This window comes from Prosthecodimorpha staleyi, from assembly GCF_018729455.1.
GTDB classification, from domain to species: Bacteria; Pseudomonadota; Alphaproteobacteria; order Rhizobiales; family Ancalomicrobiaceae; genus Prosthecodimorpha; species Prosthecodimorpha staleyi.
Window position 1 is genome coordinate 28,283 of record NZ_JAHHZF010000007.1, and the last position, 18,187, is coordinate 46,469.

General features: G+C 69.8%; 16 protein-coding genes and 1 other RNA gene. 5 read left to right on the forward strand and 12 right to left on the reverse strand.

What is annotated here, in order from left to right; translation table 11 throughout:
* Window positions 1-42: 42 nt before the first annotated feature.
* The gene (locus KL771_RS14740) at window positions 43-2,094 is read right to left on the reverse strand and encodes a DNA polymerase III subunit gamma/tau (RefSeq protein WP_261969317.1); all 2,052 of its coding nucleotides are present in this window, start codon (window positions 2,092-2,094) and stop codon (window positions 43-45) included.
* Window positions 2,095-2,191: 97 nt separating this feature from the next.
* An RNA gene (gene ffs, locus KL771_RS14745) (signal recognition particle sRNA small type) lies at window positions 2,192-2,290 on the reverse strand.
* A gap of 140 nt (window positions 2,291-2,430) precedes the next feature.
* Here ffs and KL771_RS14750 point away from each other — a divergent pair.
* From KL771_RS14750 to KL771_RS14760, 3 genes are all read left to right on the forward strand, one after another.
* On the forward strand, window positions 2,431-2,838 hold the full coding sequence (locus KL771_RS14750; RefSeq protein ID WP_261969318.1) for an HIT domain-containing protein: 408 nt from the start codon (window positions 2,431-2,433) through the stop codon (window positions 2,836-2,838).
* Between the two features lie 135 nt (window positions 2,839-2,973).
* A complete protein-coding gene (gene nudC / locus KL771_RS14755) occupies window positions 2,974-3,957 on the forward strand; it encodes an NAD(+) diphosphatase (RefSeq protein WP_261969319.1) in 984 nt (327 codons plus the stop codon).
* 614 nt (window positions 3,958-4,571) lie between these two features.
* A complete protein-coding gene (locus KL771_RS14760; protein ID WP_261969320.1) occupies window positions 4,572-5,234 on the forward strand; it encodes a hypothetical protein in 663 nt (220 codons plus the stop codon).
* Between the two features lie 205 nt (window positions 5,235-5,439).
* On the opposite strand, the gene KL771_RS14765 is transcribed toward KL771_RS14760, so the two are convergent.
* The 9 genes from KL771_RS14765 to KL771_RS14805 all read right to left on the reverse strand — a co-directional run bounded on the left by KL771_RS14765 (window position 5,440) and on the right by KL771_RS14805 (window position 13,729).
* On the reverse strand, window positions 5,440-5,787 hold the full coding sequence (locus KL771_RS14765) for a RidA family protein (protein WP_261969321.1): 348 nt from the start codon (window positions 5,785-5,787) through the stop codon (window positions 5,440-5,442).
* 29 nt (window positions 5,788-5,816) lie between these two features.
* A complete protein-coding gene (locus KL771_RS14770) occupies window positions 5,817-6,932 on the reverse strand; it encodes an NAD(P)/FAD-dependent oxidoreductase (RefSeq protein ID WP_261969322.1) in 1,116 nt (371 codons plus the stop codon).
* Window positions 6,932-8,347 carry an FAD/NAD(P)-dependent oxidoreductase gene (locus KL771_RS14775; RefSeq protein ID WP_261969323.1) on the reverse strand — a complete coding sequence of 472 codons (1,416 nt, stop codon included), beginning with the start codon at window positions 8,345-8,347 and terminating at the stop codon, window positions 6,932-6,934. Before KL771_RS14775 ends, KL771_RS14770 begins: the two co-directional genes overlap by 1 nt.
* On the reverse strand, window positions 8,344-8,640 hold the full coding sequence (locus KL771_RS14780; RefSeq protein ID WP_261969324.1) for a (2Fe-2S)-binding protein: 297 nt from the start codon (window positions 8,638-8,640) through the stop codon (window positions 8,344-8,346). The genes KL771_RS14775 and KL771_RS14780 overlap by 4 nt, the downstream gene beginning before the upstream one ends.
* Before the next feature lie 27 nt (window positions 8,641-8,667).
* Window positions 8,668-9,804, reverse strand: a complete 1,137-nt coding sequence (locus KL771_RS14785; protein ID WP_261969325.1) for an NAD(P)/FAD-dependent oxidoreductase — start codon at window positions 9,802-9,804, stop codon at window positions 8,668-8,670.
* 8 nt (window positions 9,805-9,812) lie between these two features.
* Entirely contained in the window at window positions 9,813-10,619 is an 807-nt protein-coding gene (locus KL771_RS14790) for an ABC transporter permease (RefSeq protein WP_261969326.1), read from the reverse strand.
* A complete protein-coding gene (locus KL771_RS14795) occupies window positions 10,616-11,446 on the reverse strand; it encodes an ABC transporter permease (protein WP_261969601.1) in 831 nt (276 codons plus the stop codon). The genes KL771_RS14790 and KL771_RS14795 overlap by 4 nt, the downstream gene beginning before the upstream one ends.
* Before the next feature lie 83 nt (window positions 11,447-11,529).
* Complete coding sequence (locus tag KL771_RS14800) at window positions 11,530-12,582, reverse strand: ABC transporter ATP-binding protein (RefSeq protein WP_261969327.1); 1,053 nt, start codon at window positions 12,580-12,582, stop codon at window positions 11,530-11,532.
* 109 nt (window positions 12,583-12,691) lie between these two features.
* Entirely contained in the window at window positions 12,692-13,729 is a 1,038-nt protein-coding gene (locus KL771_RS14805) for an ABC transporter substrate-binding protein (protein ID WP_261969328.1), read from the reverse strand.
* A gap of 132 nt (window positions 13,730-13,861) precedes the next feature.
* Here KL771_RS14805 and KL771_RS14810 point away from each other — a divergent pair, with 132 nt between their 5' ends.
* Window positions 13,862-14,764, forward strand: coding sequence for a LysR substrate-binding domain-containing protein (locus KL771_RS14810; protein WP_261969329.1), 903 nt, complete (start codon window positions 13,862-13,864; stop codon window positions 14,762-14,764).
* 113 nt (window positions 14,765-14,877) lie between these two features.
* Here KL771_RS14810 and KL771_RS14815 read toward each other — a convergent pair whose 3' ends face one another.
* A complete protein-coding gene (locus KL771_RS14815) occupies window positions 14,878-16,008 on the reverse strand; it encodes a polysaccharide biosynthesis/export family protein (protein WP_261969330.1) in 1,131 nt (376 codons plus the stop codon).
* Window positions 16,009-16,357: 349 nt separating this feature from the next.
* Here KL771_RS14815 and KL771_RS14820 point away from each other — a divergent pair, with 349 nt between their 5' ends.
* A complete protein-coding gene (locus tag KL771_RS14820; protein ID WP_261969331.1) occupies window positions 16,358-18,154 on the forward strand; it encodes a 3-methyl-2-oxobutanoate hydroxymethyltransferase in 1,797 nt (598 codons plus the stop codon).
* Window positions 18,155-18,187 lie beyond the last annotated feature (33 nt).

The following is an 18,187-nucleotide window of genomic DNA, read 5'->3' on the forward strand; positions in this document are numbered from 1 at the left end:
GGTGTTCATGGAATCTGGGGTGCAGGCGGCCGTTTGCGACCGTCAATCGTCCGGCGCCCAGCCCGGATCGTCCATGTCGACCGGTGCCGTGTAGGCGTCCGCCGGCAAATCCTCCGACCCGGCCGGCAGGATCGGCGCGCCCGCCGCCGCCGCGGCCTCCTCTTCGGCCGTCTTGTGGACGCGCACGTCGACGATCATGGCGCCGGGGAAGCGCTTCAGCACGGCGGCAACCAGCGGATCGGCGCGGGCGTCGGTGACCAGCCGGTTGCGGGCCGCCTCGCGCTCCTCGGCGACCGTCGCCCCGCCGGTCTCGCGCGAGATGGCGATCATCCAGCGCCGGCCGGTCCAGTCGCCGAGCTTGCGACCCAGTTCCTGGGCCAGATCCTTCGCCGCCTCGGGGGTCGGCGAGAACTCGATCCGCCCGTCCTCGACGCGTACCGGCCGCAGCTGCCGCTCGATGGCGAGTTTCAGCCGGATGTCGCGCTTCTCGGCGGCGAGCGCGGCGATGTCCTCGAGACTGTTGAGCGGGCGCGTGTCGCCGGCGGGCGCGGTGGCGGCGGGTACCGGGGAAGGGGAAGGGGAAGGGGACGGTTGTACGGCAGACGCGCGCGGCTCCTCCCACGGGGCCGCCGGAGACGGGACCGCGGCGGCCTGGGCGCCGGCTGGCGCCGCGGATGCCATGGCGGCCGACGAGGCGACCAACCGGGGTGCGGCGCGCGGTTCGCCCGAGGCGGTCGGCGCCCCCGGCATGGCGCCGCCGCCCGGTCCCTGCGAGCCGCCGGCCATGCGAGGAGGGCCACCGGCCCCACCGCCCGCACCCGACAGGCCGCCACCGGACGGACCCGGTGACGGGCCTCCGGAGCCACCGGCGTCGCGCAATAGCTTCAGCGCCTCGTCGGGGGTCGGCAGGTCGGCCGCATAGGCGAGCCGGACGATCACCATCTCGGCCGCCGCCAGCGGCTTCGGCGCCGTCTTGACCTCGTCGAAGCCCTTGAGCAGCATCTGCCAGGCGCGCCCGAGCACCCGGAGCGACAGGCCCTCGGCATAGTCGCGGCCGCGCGTCACCTCCGCCTCGGTCGCCGCGCCGTCCTCGGCCGCACCGGGCACCAGCTTCAGCCGTGTGACGAAATGGGTGAATTCGGCGAGATCGGCGATCACCGTCGCCGGGTCGGCGCCGACCGCATACTGCGCCTCGAGTTCCTGCAGCGCCGCCGCCACGTCGCCGCGCATGACCTGGCCGAACAGGTCGATCACCCGGGTGCGGTCGGCGAGGCCGAGCATCTCGCGGATCTGGTCGGCGGTGATCTGCCCCTCGCCATGGGCGATGGCCTGGTCGAGCAGCGACAGGCTGTCGCGCACCGAGCCCTCCGCGGCGCGCGCGACCAGGCGCAGCGCCTCGTCCTCGATCCCGACCCGCTCGGCCTCGGCGATCCGGCGCAGATGGGCGGTCAGCACGCCGGCCTCGATGCGGCGCAGGTCGAAGCGCTGGCAGCGCGACAGGATGGTCACCGGCACCTTGCGGATCTCGGTCGTCGCGAAGATGAACTTCACATGCTCGGGCGGTTCCTCCAGGGTCTTCAGGAGACCGTTGAAGGCCGCATTGGACAGCATGTGGACCTCGTCCACGATATAGACCTTCATCCGCGCCGTGGCCGGCTTGTAGCGCACCGCCTCGATGATCTCGCGGATGTCCTCGATGCCGGTATGCGAGGCGGCGTCCATCTCCATCACGTCGACATGCCGGCCCTCCATGATGGCCTGGCAATGCACGCCGGCCACCGGCATGTGGATGGTCGGCTTGTCGATCTGTCCGGGGATCTCGTAGTTGAGCGCGCGGGCCAGGATGCGGGCGGTGGTGGTCTTGCCGACGCCGCGCACGCCGGTCAGCATGTAGGCCTGCGCGATCCGGCCGATCTCGAAGGCGTTCGAGAGCGTGCGCACCATCGGCTCCTGGCCGATCAGGTCGTCGAAGCTCTGTGGGCGATACTTGCGGGCGAGCACCCGGTAGGCGCCGGATTTCGCGGCGCCCGGCTTCGCCGCATCGGTCGGCCCGGCGGTCTCGGGCAGGCTGTCGGTCGGGAAGAGACCGTCCATGCGGCACCCGCGCGTTCAGCGGAACCGGCGCTCGGCCGGTTCCGGCCGGCCGCCGCTCGGCGGGCGACCTCAAATCGTGACACCCCAAAATCGAGGCGGTGGGAGGCCGGACGATGACCCGTGCCCGACCCGCCTTGGCTGCTTCCTTCCGGACCTGACCAGATCGACGAGTGGCGACGTCCACCGCCGACCTCCCGGGGTCCTCATATCATGGATTGACCGGCGACTTGCAAGGGCTACATCTCGACCCGGCCGCTCCCTGGCGATCGGCCGCCCCGCCATCCACAGAACCGGCCTTCCGCGACAGGCCCGGTCGCCAGCCCGACAGGACCCGCCATGACCGGCTTCACGCTCGATCCCCGCCTCGATGCCGACACGCTGCCGATCTGCGACCTGCCGCTCTCGTCGGTGCGTCTGCTGACCGATGCCAATTATCCCTGGGTCGTGCTGGTGCCGCGCCAGCCGGACCTGGTCGAAATCGTCGATCTGTCCCGCCACGACCAGGGCTGGCTGTGGGACGAGATCGCGCGGGTCTCCACCGCCCTGAGAACGATCACCGGCTGCGACAAGCTCAACGTCGCCGCCCTCGGCAATGTCGTCGCCCAACTCCATGTCCATGTCATCGCCCGATTCCGGACCGACCCGGCCTGGCCGGCACCGGTCTGGGGCAAGGTCGAGCGCCGCCCCTACGATCCGGCCGAACGCGACCGCCTGATCGCGGCGTTGCGCGCGGCCCTGGCCTGACGGCCCCCGATCCCCGGGGCGGAGCCGGTATCCCCTGCCCGGCCGCCTCCCCGCTCCGGCCGCCGCTCGCCATCCGACCCACGTTCGACCCGGACGGCCGAACGATCCCCCCGAACAGCGTGCCACGAGGCCTTCATGCCGTTTCCGTTTTTCGCCGACGAGCCCTCCGCCCGGGTCGGCTTCGCCGGCAACCGTCTCGACCGCCTGTCGGAGAAGCGCGGCGATGCGGACTGGTTCGCCCGCCAGCTGGCGGTGCCGGACGCCCGCTTCGTCCTCTATTCCGGCGACCGACCGGTGGTGTCGCTGCGCGATCCCGGCCGGCTCACCGCCGCCCATGACCGGGTCGTCGCCGACAGGCTCGGCGCCGATCTGGCCGCCCCTGTTCTCCTCGGCTTCGATAGCGGGGCCGACATCGCCACCGACCTGCCCGGCGCGACCCCCTGGTTCGCCGCCGAAACCCGGCTGCCGCCCGAGGCGATCGAGGCCGAGGGTCGCGAGGGCGGGCCGTTCAAGCTGATCGACCTGCGCTCGCTGGCCCTGCAGGGCGCTTTGCCGGCCCACGAGATGGGGGCGATCGCGCAGGCCCGCTCGCTGCTCGGCTGGCACGAATCGCACCGCTTCTGCTCGCGCTGCGGCCAGCCCTCGCGACCCGCCGCCGCCGGCTACCGGCGCGACTGCCCGGCCTGCGGCGCGCAGCATTTCCCGCGCACCGATCCGGTCGCGATCATGATGGTCACCGATGGCGAGAACTGCCTGCTCGGCCGGCAGGCGCGCTTCGCCCCCGGCATGTATTCGTGCCTCGCCGGCTTCATCGAGCCGGGCGAGACGATCGAGGCCGCGGTGCGGCGGGAGACCTGGGAGGAGGCCGGCATCGAGGTCGGCCGCGTCACCTACCATGCCAGCCAGCCCTGGCCGATGGTCTCCACCCTGATGATCGGCTGTCTCGCCGAGGCGGTCACCACCGAGATTCGCCGCGACGAGGAAGAACTGGAGGATTGCCGCTGGTTCTCCCGTGCCGAGACCCGCGCCATGCTCGACCGTACCCATCCGGACGGCCTCTTCGCCGCCAACCCCTATGCCATCGCCTGGCACCTGGTCCGGGCCTGGGCAGGCGCGTGACCGGGGGCGTTGGGCTCGCGGTTAAGACCCCGGATGATCGCGGATCGGCGCACGGCTTGCTGGCGCGAATCCGCCGGATCGCCGGCGGCCGTCCTTCGACACCGTCTCTTCGACGCGATTCCGCCCCGATCGCCCGGAATGCGGTCCGCACGGGCGATCGGACGGGAACCGCAGGCCGGCACCGGCTAGAGCATCATCCGATCTGAGTGGATCGGATGATGCTCTGCATGTTTTTGTTTGCGCAAGCTTTCTCCGATCAGAGCGAGCCGCTCTGATCGGACCTTGCTCTAGGGCGACCCGCGTTCCGGGCAAAAGGCGCGGCTGCCGAGACGCGGGACCGGCCGACGATTCCCTGCCAGGCCCCGGCGTCAACATCTTGTCATTTGCCGATAACTCGATGTGTGCCTAGCCTAACGTCACCGGGACAAGAACGAGACACCCGGTCCGAGCGGGGCCAAGCCTGCCGTGGAGCCGACGATCGCGCAGACCGGCAACCGTCCGATGGCGCAGCGTCGAGTTCCGAGTTTTCGGGGGCAGGCCGGTCGACCGTGGCCATCGCCATGCCACCCGCGGACCGAGCGGGCCCTCCACTCGCGCATGCCATGGAGGGAAGCATGAAGGGCATCACGTTCATCGCAGTCGCTGCCGCCGCGGCGGCGGTCACATTCGCCGACACAGGTCCGGCGGCGGCCCAGTCGGCCAATGTGTCGTTTTTCGTCACCAGCACGGGCGCCGGCAAGGGCGCCGATCTCGGCGGACTGGAGGGCGCCGACAAGCATTGCCAGACGCTGGCCGCGGCGGTCGGCGCGGGCGCCAAGACCTGGCGGGCCTATCTGTCGACGCAGGGTGCCGGCGCCGTCAACGCGCGTGACCGGATCGGCAAGGGGCCGTGGGTCAACGCCAAGGGCGATGTGATCGCCAAGAGCGTCGACGACCTGCACGGCAGCGCCAACGGCATCACCAAGGCGACCGCGCTGACCGAAAAGGGGGCGGTGGTCAACGGCCGCGGCGACACGCCCAACACCCATGACGTGCTCACCGGCACCCAGCCCGACGGCACCGCCTTCGCGGCCGGCGAGGATCGCACCTGCGGCAACTGGACCAAGAGCGGGGCGGACGGCATCGCCACGGTCGGCCATTCGGACCGCACCGGGCTCGACGAATCCGCGGCGGCGAAGAGCTGGAACTCGTCGCACAATTCGCGCGGCGGCTGCAGCCAGGACGCCCTGAAGAGCACCGGCGGCGCCGGCCTGTTCTACTGCTTCGCGGCCAATTGAGGCCGGCGGCCCGGGCGGCCCAGGCAGGCCGGGCCATTCGAGCGATGCGGCTTTGTCGTGTCCGACAGCGGCATGAGAAGGCCGCGTGACGAAGCCCGACGGTCATCGAGCGTGACCGTCGGCCTCGGTCGGACGGCCGAGTGCGGCCGCGCCGCCGAGGAACCGACGGGGCGCGACGACCGGTGCCGGAGACCGGTCTCGGAGATCAGCCGGCGAGCGCCGTCACCACCACCTCGATCAGCGCGCCGCCGCCAAGATCGGCGACGCCGACGGTCGCGCGGGTCGGCAGGTCGTCGCCGAAGGTCTCGGTCCAGACGGCATCCATCTCCTTCTTCTTCGACAGATCGGTCACGAAGATCGAGGCCGAGACGACGCGCGTCATGTCGGTGCCGGCTTCCTTCAGATAGCCGGCGATCTTGCCCAGGATGTTGCGGGTCTGCTCGCCCATCGACAGGCTGGTGTCGTCTGCGATCGTGCCGCCGACGAAGACGAAGCCGTTGGCGATGACCGCGCGGTGCATGATCGGCGTGCGGATGGTGCGGGTGATGGTCATGAGATCTCCGGAGGTTGGCGGGGTTTCGGTCAGGCCCGGGCGAAGCGGCCGATGCCGAGGCCGTCGATCGGGGTGTTGGTATGGCCGGTGGCGATCATCTCGGCCATCACGGCGCCGGCGCCGGGGCCGAGCTGGAAGCCGTGCAGCGAGAAGCCGAACTGGTGGTAGAGGCCTTCGTGGCGCCCGCTCGGACCGAACACAGGCAGGTCGTCGCGGGTGCGCGCCTCGATGCCGGCCCAGGCGCGCACGATGGTGGCGCCGCGCATGACCGGAAAGAGATCGAACACCGTGCGGGCGCTCTCCTGCAGCTTGCGCCAGTCGAGCACGGTCTCGCCGCTCTCCGGATAGGGCTTGGCCAGATGGCCACCGCCGATGAGAACGGTGCCGTTGGCGAACTGCTTGAAGGACAGCTTGCGGCCGCGCAGGATCACGACCGGGCGGATGAAGGCCGGCACGCGCGAGGTGATCATCAGCATCGGCGCCACGGTCTCGACCGGCACCGGCTCGCCGAGCGCGGCGGCGATGCGCCCGGCCCAGGCCCCGGCGGCATTGACCAGCACGGGCGCCTCGTAGGTTTCCGCCCCGGCATCGACCCGCCACAGGCCGGCCTCGCGGCGGACATTGGCGGCCGCGACGCCCTCCCGGACCAGGCAGCCGAGCGCCTCGGCGCGGCGGCGGAAGGCCGTCGTGGTGCGGGCCGGCTCGGCCGCGCCGTCGCGGCGCGAGACGATGCCGCCGGGACAGGTCTCGGCGACCGCCGGAACCAGCCGCCGCAGCTCGGCCCCGTCGATCAGTTCCTCGTGGTCGAAGCCACGCAGGTTCAGGTCCGCGACGCGGGCGCGACAGGCCTCGAGTTCGGCCTCATCCTCGGCGACCAGCACCTGGCCGGCATTCTCGAAGCCGCAGCTGTCGCCGAGCAGGTCCTCGATCCCCTCCCAGACATCCATGGAGCGGATCGAAAGCGGGATCTCGGCGACGTGGCGGGCGAGCTGGCGCACGCCGCCGGCATTGACGCCGGAGGCGTGGCGGCCGGCATAGTCCTTCTCGATCAGCACCGGCTTGAAGCCGCGCAGGGCGAGATGCAGGGCGGTCGAGCAGCCGTGGATGCCGCCGCCGACGATGATCGCGTCGCGACGGACGGCCATCAGCGCACCACGGCGCGCACAGCCGACTCGGACTGCGGCATGTCGGCGAGCTCGGCGAGCGAGATCGGCTTCACCGGCGGCCGCAGGCGGTAGTAGCCGATCGCCTCGGGAGTCAGTCCGCGCGCATCGGCCATCAGCTCGGTCACGGTCAAGCCGCACAGCCGGCCCTGGCACGGGCCCATGCCGGTGCGCCGATAGGCCTTCAGCTGGTTCGGCCCGGTCGCCCCGATCGCCACCGCGTCGCGGATGTCGCGCGCCGTCACCTCCTCGCAGCGGCACACAACGGTGTCGCCCTCCGGGATGCGGAACGCCCGGGACGGCCGGAACAGGAGATCGAGGAAGCGGCGGCCGCGCTCGGCCTTGTCGCGCGCGACCCGCAGGGTCTCCATCGAGGGTCCGCGCCGGATGCTCGAAGGGGCGAGCGCCTCGACGGCGGCCAGTCCGGCGATGCGCCCGCGCACCACGGCTGCCGGCGCCCCGCCGATGCCGGCGCCGTCGCCCGCGATGGCGATGCCGGGGACCGAAGTCGCCAGCGTCTCGTCGAGCACCGGCGCCCAGCACAGCTGGATCGGATCCCAGGCATGCTTGACGCCCGCCGCCATGGCCAGATTGACGTTCGGCACCACGCCCTGGTGCAGCAGGAGCGTGTCGACCGGCAGCGTCTCGCGCCGCCCGCCGGCCGTGTAGGCGACCCGTTCGACGCGGCCGTCGCCCTCCGCCGACAAGACCGTGACGCCGGAGACGACACGGACCTTCGCCCTGACCTCGCGCATCAGGGCAAGGCCCTTGGCGAAATAGGGTGTGAACAGGAAGCCGGGCGCGTGCCGCCAGGCCTGGCGCCAATTGGCGCGCTCGGCGGTGTCGAGGATCAGGTCGATGCCGCCGCCGAGGCGCAGGATCTGGGCGGCGAGCAGCCAGAGCAGCGGCCCCTGCCCGGCCAGCACCGTACGGCCCTCGGGCACGAGGCCTGAGGATTTGAGCAGAGTCTGGGCGGCGCCGGCGGTCAGCACGCCGGGCAGCGTCCAGCCCGGGATCGGAAACGGCCGTTCGAGCGCGCCGGTCGCCAGCACGACCCGGCGGGCGGTGACGAAGCGCGAGCCGCCGCCGATCGAGATGGCGACCTCCAGGTTCCGGTCGAGGCTCCAGACCGTGGCGCCCTGCAGGATCTCCGCACCGCTGGCGCGCGCCTCCGCGACCAAACCGGCGCCCGCCCAGTAGTCTCGGCCGAGCAGGTCCGGCGCGCGCACCGGCGTCGTGTCGATGGCGCGCCAGACCTGGCCGCCGGGACCGGCATTCTCGTCGAGCAGCAGGGTCGCAAGGCCGGCGCCGGCCGCGGTCGCCGCCGCAGCGAGGCCGGCCGGGCCGGCCCCGACGACCACGACGTCGTATTCGGAACGGGTCGGTCCGGCGCTCATCGGCCGATCTCCCTCTTGCCCTTCTGGATTTCAATGCGCATGCCTTCGCGCACGGGGATCAGGCAGCCCTGCCGGTTGCCGGTGCCGTCGACGGTGACCAGGCAGTCGAAGCAGACGCCCATCATGCAATAGGGCAGGCGCGGTGCGCCGCTGACGGCCGTGGTGCGGCGCACGTCCAGGCCGGAGGCGAGGAGGGCGGCCGAGACCGTGTCGCCCTCGCGCGCCGTCACCGCCGTCCCATCGACGAAGATCCCGACGGGTTTGCGCGTATCCGCTTGCAATCGCTTGAACATCGCTATCTCCGAGGCGCCGGGCGCCCGTCAGTAGTAGCCGCTGCCGGTGGTCGCGGCGGCGTCGAAGCGGCGGCCCGTGAAGGCGCCGACCTGGGCCGCGTCGAGCTGGCCGGCGGCGATCATCGGGGCGAGCGCATAGGCATGGTTGGAGGCCAGCGTCACGCCCGAATGGCAGCAGGCGACGAAGGCGCCCGGGTGGCTCTCCGACTGGTCGTAGACCGGAAAGCCATCCTTCGGCATGACCCGGATGCCCGACCAGGTGCGCACCACGTTGAGCCGCCCGAGCAGCGGGAAGGTGCGGCGCGCCCGGTCGGCCATGACGGTGCTGATCGACAGATCCAGCCCGGAATCGTCGAGCAGGTCCTCCTTGCTGTCGCCGATCATCACCGTGCCCTCGTCGGTCTGGCGGATCGTGGTCAGCGGATGCGGCAGGAACGGCATGGTGCGCTCGGTGACCACGATCTGGCCGCGCGTCGGGCCCATCGGGGCCTTCAGGCCGACCATCGGGGCCAGCGTCTCGTTGGCGTTGCCGGCCGCGAGCACGACCTTGCCGGCGCGGATCTCGCCCTTCGGCGTGGTCAGGCGGAATTCGCCGCCGCTCTGCGCGATCGCGGTGACCGGATGCTCGGGCCGGTAGTCGACCCCGAAGGCCTTGAAGCCGGTGTGGAAGGCCCGGAAGCTGCGCAGCGAATTGACGTGTCCATCGAGCGGACAGAAGGTTCCGCCGACCACCTCAGGGCCGATCGCCGGCAGCATGGCGGCAACCCGGTCGTGGTCCATCACCTCGACCTGGTAGTCGGCCGCGCCGATCTGGTTGTGCAGCCGCTTCAGCGTGTTGGCGCGCTGCTCGAGCTCGCCCTCCGACAGCGCCAGGTGGAAGCCGCCATTGCGCTGCAGCCCGACATCCAGGCCGGTCTGGTCCTTCAGGTCGGCGGCCAGCTGTGCCCAGGTCTCGGAGGCGCGCACGGTCCAGACCGTATAGGCCGGCATGCCGAGGCCCTTGCTCTGCACCCAGACGAGCGCGAAATTGGCCCGCGAGGCGCGCTTGGTCACGTCGCCCTCGTCGAGGACGACGACGCGCTGGCCGATTCGGCCGAGGCCCCAGGCGATCGCCGAGCCGAGCAGGCCACCGCCCACCACGGCGATGTCGTAGTCGTTGCGCATATTGTCTCCTAACGCCCCCGGTCGCCGTGACCGGAGAGCACCCGGTCGAGACCGAAGAAGCGGTCGAGCAGGACCAGGGCGAGCATGGTCACCGCGATCACACTGGCCGAGACCGAGGTGACGAGCGGATCGATATTGTCCTGGATGTAGAGGAACATGCGCACCGGCAGCGTCTCGATGCCCGGGGCGGCGAGAAAGACCGTCATGGTCAGTTCGTCGAAGGACTGGATGAAGGCGAGCGCCCATCCGGAAATCACGCCGGGCAGGATCAGCGGCAGCGTCACGCGCCGGAACAGGGTCCAGCTGCCGGCGCCGAGCGAGACCGCGGCCATCTCGACCGAGCGGTCCATGCCGGTCGCGGCGGCCAGCGTCAGGCGCAGCGCGAAGGGGAAGACGACGACCACATGGGCGATCAGCAGGGCCGGGAAGGTGCCGCTGAGGCCGGTCTGCGTGAAGAAGCGCAGGAAGGCGATGCCGAGCACCACATGCGGGATCATCAGGGGCGACAGGAACAGCGCCGACAGCGCCTCGCGGCCGCGGAAGCTGTGGCGTGCGATGGCAAGCGCGGCCGGCACCGCGAAGGCGGCCGCGATCAGCGACGCGACCGCGCCGAGCCACAGGCTGACCCAGAAGGCGTTGATGAATTCCGGATAGCGCGCGATCGCCCGGAACCAGCGCAGTGAGAAGCCCTGCGTGGGCAGCGACAGGTAGCCTTCCGGCGTGAAGGCGACCAGGCAGACGACCAGGATCGGCGCCAGCATGAAGATCACGAACAGGCTGTGGAACAGGAGAGCCAGCGGTCCGTTGCGGCTCATCGGAACACCTCCGCATAGCGCCGTTCGATCAGCGCGTTGGAGCCGACCACGATCAGCACCAGGGCGACCAGCAGCAGCACCGCCACCGCCGCGCCGAGCGGCCAGTTGAGCGTGTTCAGGAACTCGTCATAGGCGAGCGTGGCGGCGACCTTCAGGCGCCGGCCGCCGATGATCGACGGCGTGGCGAAGGCCGAGGCCGACAGCGAGAAGACGATGATCGCCCCCGACAGGATGCCGGGCATGATCTGCGGCAGCACGATGCGCCGCAGGATGGTGGCATGTCCGGCGCCGAGCGACATGGCGACATTCTCGATCTGCGGGTCGACGCGCTGCAGCGCGGCCCACACCGAGAGCACCATGAACGGCATCATGACATGGGCGAGAGCGACGACGACGCCGGTCTCGGTGAACATGAACGGGATCGGGGCGCCGATCACGCCGAGCGACATCAGCGCCTTGTTGACGACCCCGTTGGCGCCGCCGAACAGCAGCGCCCAGCCGAGCGTGCGCGCGACCACGGAGATCAAGAGCGGGCCGAGGATGACGAGCAGGAAGAAGCCCTTCCAGCGGCCCTGCATGCGGTTCAGGATATAGGCTTCCGGCGCGCCGAGCAGCGCGGTGATCAGCGTCGCCAGGACGGCGATCCGGAAGGTGCGCAGGAACATCTCCAGGAAGTAGTCGTCCTCCCAGATCTCGCGCCAGTTCTTGAGGATGAAGACCTGCTCGATGCCCTTGTACTGGCCCCAGTCGTTGAACGAGAGCAGCACGGTCATCGCCAGCGGGATCAGCACCACGGCGACGAACAGCATCAGGGCCGGCAGCACCAGCGGCCAGGGCGTGCCGGTGCCGGCGCGCTCTGCGGCAGGCGCCGGGGCGGCAGGCGTTGGCTCGGGGGCGGGCGCGGCGGCCGTCACGGCCGGGCTCCCGCAGCGCGCAGGCTCATGTCCTCGGGCCGCCAGGCGAGCCGCACGGCCTCGCCCTCGGCCGGCTGGGCCATGCCGTCATTCTGGCGGATCACGATGGCCGGGCCGCATTCGGTCTCGCACTGGAACAGCCAGTGGTTGCCCTGGAAGATGCGGATGGCGACACGGCCCGAAAGGCCTTGTTCCGAACTGCCGGCGAAGCCAATCTTCTCCGGCCGCACCGAGACAGTGACCGGGCCCGAGAACCCGGCCGGCGCCGGGGCGCTCCAGGAGCCGGCGACGATCCGGGCGGGTTGCGCTCCGGCCTCGACGGTGCCGGCGAACTCGTTGGTCTTGCCGAGGAAGTTGGCCACGAAGGCGGAGGCCGGGCGCTCGTAGGTCTCCTGCGGGGTGCCGATCTGCTCGACCCGGCCGGTATTCATGACCACGATGCGGTCGGACAGCGACATCGCCTCGATCTGGTCGTGGGTGACCAGGATGGTGGTGGTACCGAGATTGCGCTGAATCTGGCGCAGCTCGATCTGCATCTCCTCGCGCAGCTTGGCGTCGAGATTGGACAGCGGCTCGTCGAGCAGCAGAAGGCTCGGCCGGATCACCAGGGCGCGGGCCAACGCCACGCGCTGCTGCTGGCCGCCCGACATGCGCCGCGGATAGCGGTCGGCAAAGCCGGCGAGACCGACCATGGCCAGCGCTGACGCGACCCGCTCGGCCCGTTCGGCGGCCGGCACGCGGCGCATCTCCAGGCCGAAGGCGACATTCTCGGCTGCGGTCATGTGCGGGAACAGCGCGTAGCTCTGGAACACGATGCCGAGGCCGCGCCGGGAGGGATGGACCTCGGTGAGGTTGCGTCCATCCAGCCGGATGGCGCCGCCGGACAGATCGAGAAAGCCGGCGATCATCTGCAGCGTGGTGGTCTTGCCGCAGCCGGACGGGCCGAGCAGCGAGACGAACTCGCCCTTGGTGACGGTCAGATCGAGATGGTCGACCGCGTTGTGCGGACCGAACCGCTTGGTGACGCCGTCGAGTTCGAGAAAGGCCATGAGCGGTCTCGCCGGTGCCGGATGGGCGGAAGGTTCGGACGGACCCCGTCCCCGGTCAGGCCGGGAACGGGCAGTCTGCCAGACGGATCAGGAATTCAGGGACGGGCGATCAGCGTTCGACTTCGCGGTTCCAGCGCTTGGTCCAGTCCTCGCGCTGCGGATTGATCGCCGTCCAGTCCGGATTGTAGAGCTTGGCGGCCTTCTCGCCGACCGGGGCCATACCGCCGAGTGCCGGCGGGACCTGGACGGTCTTGTTGACCGGGCCGTAGCCGTAGTCCTTGAGCAGGATCAGCTGCATCTTCGGCTCGAGCATGGCCTTGATGAATTCCGAGGCGATCGGCGAGGCGTCGGCCTTTTCGACCGGGCAGGCCGAGGCCAGCAGCGTGACAGCGCCTTCCTTCGGATAGACGAAATCGACCGGGAATCCCGTATTGGCAAAGGACTGCACGCGACCGCTGCCCCAGACGGCGATCACGGCCTGGCCGGACTGGAACAGTTCGGTCATCTTGGCCGGCGAAGGCTCGTAGGCCAATACGTTCTTGTTGACCTCGTCCTTCATCACCTTGAAGCCGCTCTCGATGGCCTTCTCGCCGCCGCCGTTCATCTTGGCGAACATGAGCAGGGTGTAGAGCCCGTAGGTGTTGTTGATCGGCGGAATGACGACCTGCTTCAGGTATTTGGGATCCTTCAGGTCGTTCCAGGACGTCGGCGCGGCCCACCCCTTCTCGGCGAACAGCTTGGTATTGTACATCAGTCCAGTCGCGACCAGCCCGATGGCGACGGCGCGATCGTCCTTGAAGCGGGCGGCATCGTGCAGATCGGCCGCCGGCAGGTTCTGGATCTTGCCGCAGAAGCCGAGCTGGATCGCCTGGTACATCGGGCCGTCGTCGACGATGGCGACGTCGATCTGCTGGTTGCCCTTCTGCGCCTGCAGCTTGGCGAGCGTATCGGTGGAGTTGCCGGCGACGTATTCGACCTTGACCCCGTGCTTCTTCTCGAAGTCCGGGATGATCTCGTCGCGCATCGTTTTCTCGAACGAGCCGCCGTAGCCGGCGACATAGAATGTCTTCTGCTGCGCCGCAGCAGTCGAAAGGGATGCGACGAGCACCGTGAGGCTCGCAGCGGCAAGAAGGCCCTGACTTTTCATCTCGACTGATCTCCCCGTGCGGCGGCATCCCCGCGATGACGCGCCACCGGAATGCTCGCAACACCTCCTTCCGCCGTCCAATGAATAATGGCAAGCTATTCATGCTCCAATGTTATGAATAGGCCCAGTTTCATGGCACGCATCAATCCGAGGCAGGTGGAGGCCTTCCGGTCCGTGATGCTGACCGGCAGCGTCACCGAGGCGGCCAACCTGATGGCCGTGACCCAGCCGGCTGTGAGCCGTCTGCTGCGCGACCTGCAGCATCTCCTGCGGCTGCAACTGTTCGAGAAGCGCGGGACGGGGCTCGTGCCGACGGCGGCCGCCATGGCACTGTTCACCGAGGTCGAGCGCTCCTTCGTCGGCCTGGAGCGGATTACCGCCGCTGCGGAGGAAATCCGCGGCCGGCGGATCGGCAGCCTGCGGATCGCGGCCCTGCCGGCGCTCGCCAACGGCTTCCTACCGCGCTTTGCCGGTCACTTCCTGATGGACCGCCCAAATCTCAACCTGTCCCTCTTCGGCGTGATTTCGCCGATCGTGGTCGACTGGGTGCTCAACGGCCAATGCGATGTCGGGTTCGCGGAAGTGCCGATCGCTCATGCGGGGCTCAACGCCGTCCGGATGCCGGCCGTCGCTCGGGTCGCGGTGCTGCCGGAAGGCCATCGGCTGGCCAGCAAGGAGGTCATCGTGCCGCGCGATCTGGAAGGCGAGACCTTCATCTCGCTCAGTGCCGGCAGTTCGAGCCGCCATCAGGTCGACCAGGTTTTCGCGCGCGAGGACGTGCGCCGCGTGCTCCGGGTCGAGACGAGCCTGTCGGAGATCATGTGCGGCATGGTCTCGTCCGGTCTCGGGGTCGCCATCGCGGACCCCTTCACGGCCACCGAATTCGCCGGCCGCGGCGTCCTCGCGCGCCGATTCGAGCCGCGCATAGACTTCGATTTCGCCGCCGTCTATCCGCCCCAGCGCAGCCCCTCGCCGGTCGCCGTCGACTTCGTCGAGGCGCTCGCCCGTGCCATCGAGCGACATCCGGCGGTCTGAACCGGCTGCGCCCTGCCCGGCTCCGGGCGCGGAGCCGCGCCGGTACGCGATGTTCCGTCGGTCGGCTCGGTTCCCAACCGCGTCTCCGGCCGCCGGGACGTCGATCCGCCCGGTCAGCGCAGCTTCTTGAGATCGCTCGCCAGACCGACGCCACCGCGCGCCACGGCGGTTGTCCGGCCGGCGAGTTCCAGGACCCGCGCCAGTTCGACCGCCGGAGCACTGGCGACATAGACCACGTCCTTGTCGCGCAAATGCATCTGACGGGCGATGAAGAAGGCGTCCGGCGACGAGAAGTCCAACCGGTAGAGGACCGGCGCCGGCCGTTCGCCCGAGGCAGCATCCGGCGTCGGCGGTTCGGAGCTGAACACGAAGACCCCTCCGGCATCGGCCGCCAGACTGTCGAGGCCGCCGGCCCGGGCAAGCGCCTCCGCCAGGGTCACGGTCGCCGCGCCGAACTTCACATCGCCGGAGGTCGCAACCGCGCCCAGGATCGCGTAGCTGCGCGGCTCGGAGGCAACGAGGATTTCGTCGTTCGCCGCCAACAGGATGTTGTTGTCGCGCTCGGCCAGCAGGTCGTCGAGATAGAGATGCGCGACGGCGTCCTTCCGCTTGATCGTCAGGGCCGTATCGAAGGACGCGGAGCGGGCGCCGCCGGCGGCGGCGATCGCATCGATCAGACGCGTCCCCGCCGGACTCAGCGGAAACAGACCCGGTTTTTCGACATCGCCGAGCACCGTCACCGAATTGCCGCGACTGGCGGTGACCGAAAGTAGCACCTGGGGCTGGATCGCCTTGTCGGCGAGGCTGCGCTGCAGGGCCTGCCGGACCTGCTCCGGGCTGCGGTCAGCCGCCCTCATGGAACCGCCGTAGGGGGTGAAGAGGTTACCCGCCTGGTCGATCTGTGCCGTGAACTGGGTACCGCGCGTCTGCGAATTCGCGAACAGCCCGTTGTCGCCGGCTTCCATGACGCGCACGTCCAGCACATCGCCCCGGCCGAGAAGGATCGGATTGGGCTTCGCCAGACGCGGGAAGCTCGCCCCGATCACGCTCCGCCTGCGATCGAATGCGGCGCGCGCCGACCCGAGGTCGAGTTCGACCAGACGGGTTCCGGCGTCCTGACGGGACTGATCGATCACGACATCGGCGGATGGTCCGGAAGAAGGCAAACCCGAGCATCCGATCAGAGCGAGGCCGAACGCAACGGTCGCGACGCCAGGAAGCAGCCGGAACTGGCGTAGCGTCATGCGATAGTCCTCGGAAGCGATGCACGAGTGGGCGATCGGCACTCCGTGCCGGCTGTCGTGCTTAGCACTCCTGGAACGCCCATAATGGGCGCTGATCCACGATTTACATGGATAGAAATGATGCGGAAATCTAATCCAATAATGTAGTTATTAACCGCTACTACGTTTATGCCCAGATTGAGCACTTCCGCCTAATTCGAACTTTTGTGTCTGGCTCGGCACTCTGCCGATCGTATTTATTAAATGCACGTTAAATTTTACGAAATCGCTCCGACGGGCATCGGAAAGCGTAGAGCTGGCGACGGGTATGAAGCACGCAAGTCCGACAGCTACGGATGGCAGGCCGTCCTTGAGAGATCGGAAGGGGGGGCGCCGGATCATTGCGGCCACCGCCTATACCGCACCCTATGCCAGGGTACTCGACCCGCTGTGCGACCTGCTGGTGGTCGATTGCGATGTGGCGATGCAGATCCACGGCCTGCCGTCGCCGGCCAGCGCCGATCTCGCCATGATGGTCCTGCATGCCCATGCGGTCGCCCGTGGCGCGCCGGCGTCGAAAATCGTCGTCGAGTTGCCGCACGCGAGTTGGACGCATTCGCTCGACCTCGCCTACGAGACCAGCATCCACATCCTACGCGAGGTGGAATGCTGCGGCGTCCTGCTGCCGCTCGAGACCGTGGCGATCGAGACGATCCGCCATCTGGCATCCTGCAAGGTACCGGTCATCGCGCGCGCCGACATCGCCATGCCGGAGGAGGCCGGACTGGGCGCACAGTTCACGGCGGCAGAACGCGAATGGCACGCCATCCAGGTTGTGAACGATGCGCGCGCGGTGGCGGAGGCGGGTGCCTTCGCGATTCTGGCGGTCGGCCAGAACGACAAGCTGGCCCTGGCCCTCAGCCGTGCGGTGCCCGTGCCGGTCATCGGCGCCGAATCCGGCAGTCTGTGCGACGGCCTCCTGCTGCGCGACGTGGAATGCCTCAGCCTCTTGAGGTCGGCCCGCGAAAACGCGACGCGCTCGACCGTGCCGGCCGGATCGGCGACGGCCCGCAAGCCAACGCCGCGTCCGGCGCCGAATCGTCCGGCGCACCGCGCTCCGGCCGCAACGGTCGAATCGATCGCGCCCGCAATCCGCCGTGACGCCCCTGCCCCCGCCGCGGCTCCGTCCAGCGCGCGGGCGGCGCCGAAGCCCGTCAGCCCTCCGACCGTCGCCGCCCCGATCTTCGAACCGATGCCGGAAGCCCGATGGGAGGCCGCCGACGAGCCGGAGGCGGCCGAGGAGACCGTCTCGCTGCGGAAGTCCCCGTCCGTCGAACCGGCGGGCCGTCCGGATCTCGTCACTCTGCCCGAAGCGCATTGGGACGCGCTGACCGATAGTGCCGTCGGGACGGCGCCGGCCCCGAGCGAACCCGTCGAACCGCCCGCATCCGGGACCGGCATAGCGGACGATTTCCTGTCGATGTTCGGCATCGCGGAGCCCGAGGAATTCGTCTCCAGGCCGCCGCGTCCGACGGCCATGCCGGGACGCCGCTCGGAGGCAGCCCCGGACGACAATGCGCCCGTTCCGGCCGCCAAACCCGGACCCGCTCCGGCCTCGGATACTTCCGCGCCAACGCCGCGACGTCCGCTCGCCATGCGCGAACGGGCCGTGGTGCCGCCGCCGCCGCCCGCATCGGCGCCGCCGGCCCATCGTCCTCCGCCCGCCCGGCTTCCCGGCTCTGCCGCCAGGGCCAGCGAGGAGAACGCCGGCCGTTCAAGCCGGGAGCCGGATCCGGCGCCGGCGCCGGCGCCCGACCCGGAACGCACCACCGCAAAGATACTGCACTTGCCAACCTTCTCGGGGCAGCGGCGCCGGCGGTGGCTTGGTCCGCCGACATCCGGCCCCGGAGTGCTGTCGCTTCTGGTCGGCATCTGTCTGGCCGGCGGCCTGGTGGCCGCGCTGCTGCTGCCTGAACGGTCGACCGTGCCTCTGTCGTCGGCCGCCAACGCGGCAACCGTCGAGACGCCGGTGGTCACCTCCCGGATCAGGACCGAGGCGATCGCCAGTTCGGAACCGTCCGCCACCTCGGGCTTCAGGTCCTGGGCCGGCACGGCCGGTCCGCGGCCGGTTGAGGTCAAGGTCCTCCAAACCCGACCGATTTTCTGACCGAACCGACCGATCCAGCATCGATTGCGCTGT

What these genes read in the sequence shown, in the direction of transcription:
- KL771_RS14740 (WP_261969317.1), bottom strand. Translation starts at nt 2,094, where the DNA reads ATGGACGGTCTCTTCCCGACCGACAGCCTGCCCGAGACCGCCGGGCCG.
- KL771_RS14750 (WP_261969318.1), top strand. Translation starts at nt 2,431, where the DNA reads ATGACCGGCTTCACGCTCGATCCCCGCCTCGATGCCGACACGCTGCCG.
- nudC (WP_261969319.1), top strand. Translation starts at nt 2,974, where the DNA reads ATGCCGTTTCCGTTTTTCGCCGACGAGCCCTCCGCCCGGGTCGGCTTC.
- KL771_RS14760 (WP_261969320.1), top strand. Translation starts at nt 4,572, where the DNA reads ATGAAGGGCATCACGTTCATCGCAGTCGCTGCCGCCGCGGCGGCGGTC.
- KL771_RS14765 (WP_261969321.1), bottom strand. Translation starts at nt 5,787, where the DNA reads ATGACCATCACCCGCACCATCCGCACGCCGATCATGCACCGCGCGGTC.
- KL771_RS14770 (WP_261969322.1), bottom strand. Translation starts at nt 6,932, where the DNA reads ATGGCCGTCCGTCGCGACGCGATCATCGTCGGCGGCGGCATCCACGGC.
- KL771_RS14775 (WP_261969323.1), bottom strand. Translation starts at nt 8,347, where the DNA reads ATGAGCGCCGGACCGACCCGTTCCGAATACGACGTCGTGGTCGTCGGG.
- KL771_RS14780 (WP_261969324.1), bottom strand. Translation starts at nt 8,640, where the DNA reads ATGTTCAAGCGATTGCAAGCGGATACGCGCAAACCCGTCGGGATCTTC.
- KL771_RS14785 (WP_261969325.1), bottom strand. Translation starts at nt 9,804, where the DNA reads ATGCGCAACGACTACGACATCGCCGTGGTGGGCGGTGGCCTGCTCGGC.
- KL771_RS14790 (WP_261969326.1), bottom strand. Translation starts at nt 10,619, where the DNA reads ATGAGCCGCAACGGACCGCTGGCTCTCCTGTTCCACAGCCTGTTCGTG.
- KL771_RS14800 (WP_261969327.1), bottom strand. Translation starts at nt 12,582, where the DNA reads ATGGCCTTTCTCGAACTCGACGGCGTCACCAAGCGGTTCGGTCCGCAC.
- KL771_RS14805 (WP_261969328.1), bottom strand. Translation starts at nt 13,729, where the DNA reads ATGAAAAGTCAGGGCCTTCTTGCCGCTGCGAGCCTCACGGTGCTCGTC.
- KL771_RS14810 (WP_261969329.1), top strand. Translation starts at nt 13,862, where the DNA reads ATGGCACGCATCAATCCGAGGCAGGTGGAGGCCTTCCGGTCCGTGATG.
- KL771_RS14815 (WP_261969330.1), bottom strand. Translation starts at nt 16,008, where the DNA reads ATGACGCTACGCCAGTTCCGGCTGCTTCCTGGCGTCGCGACCGTTGCG.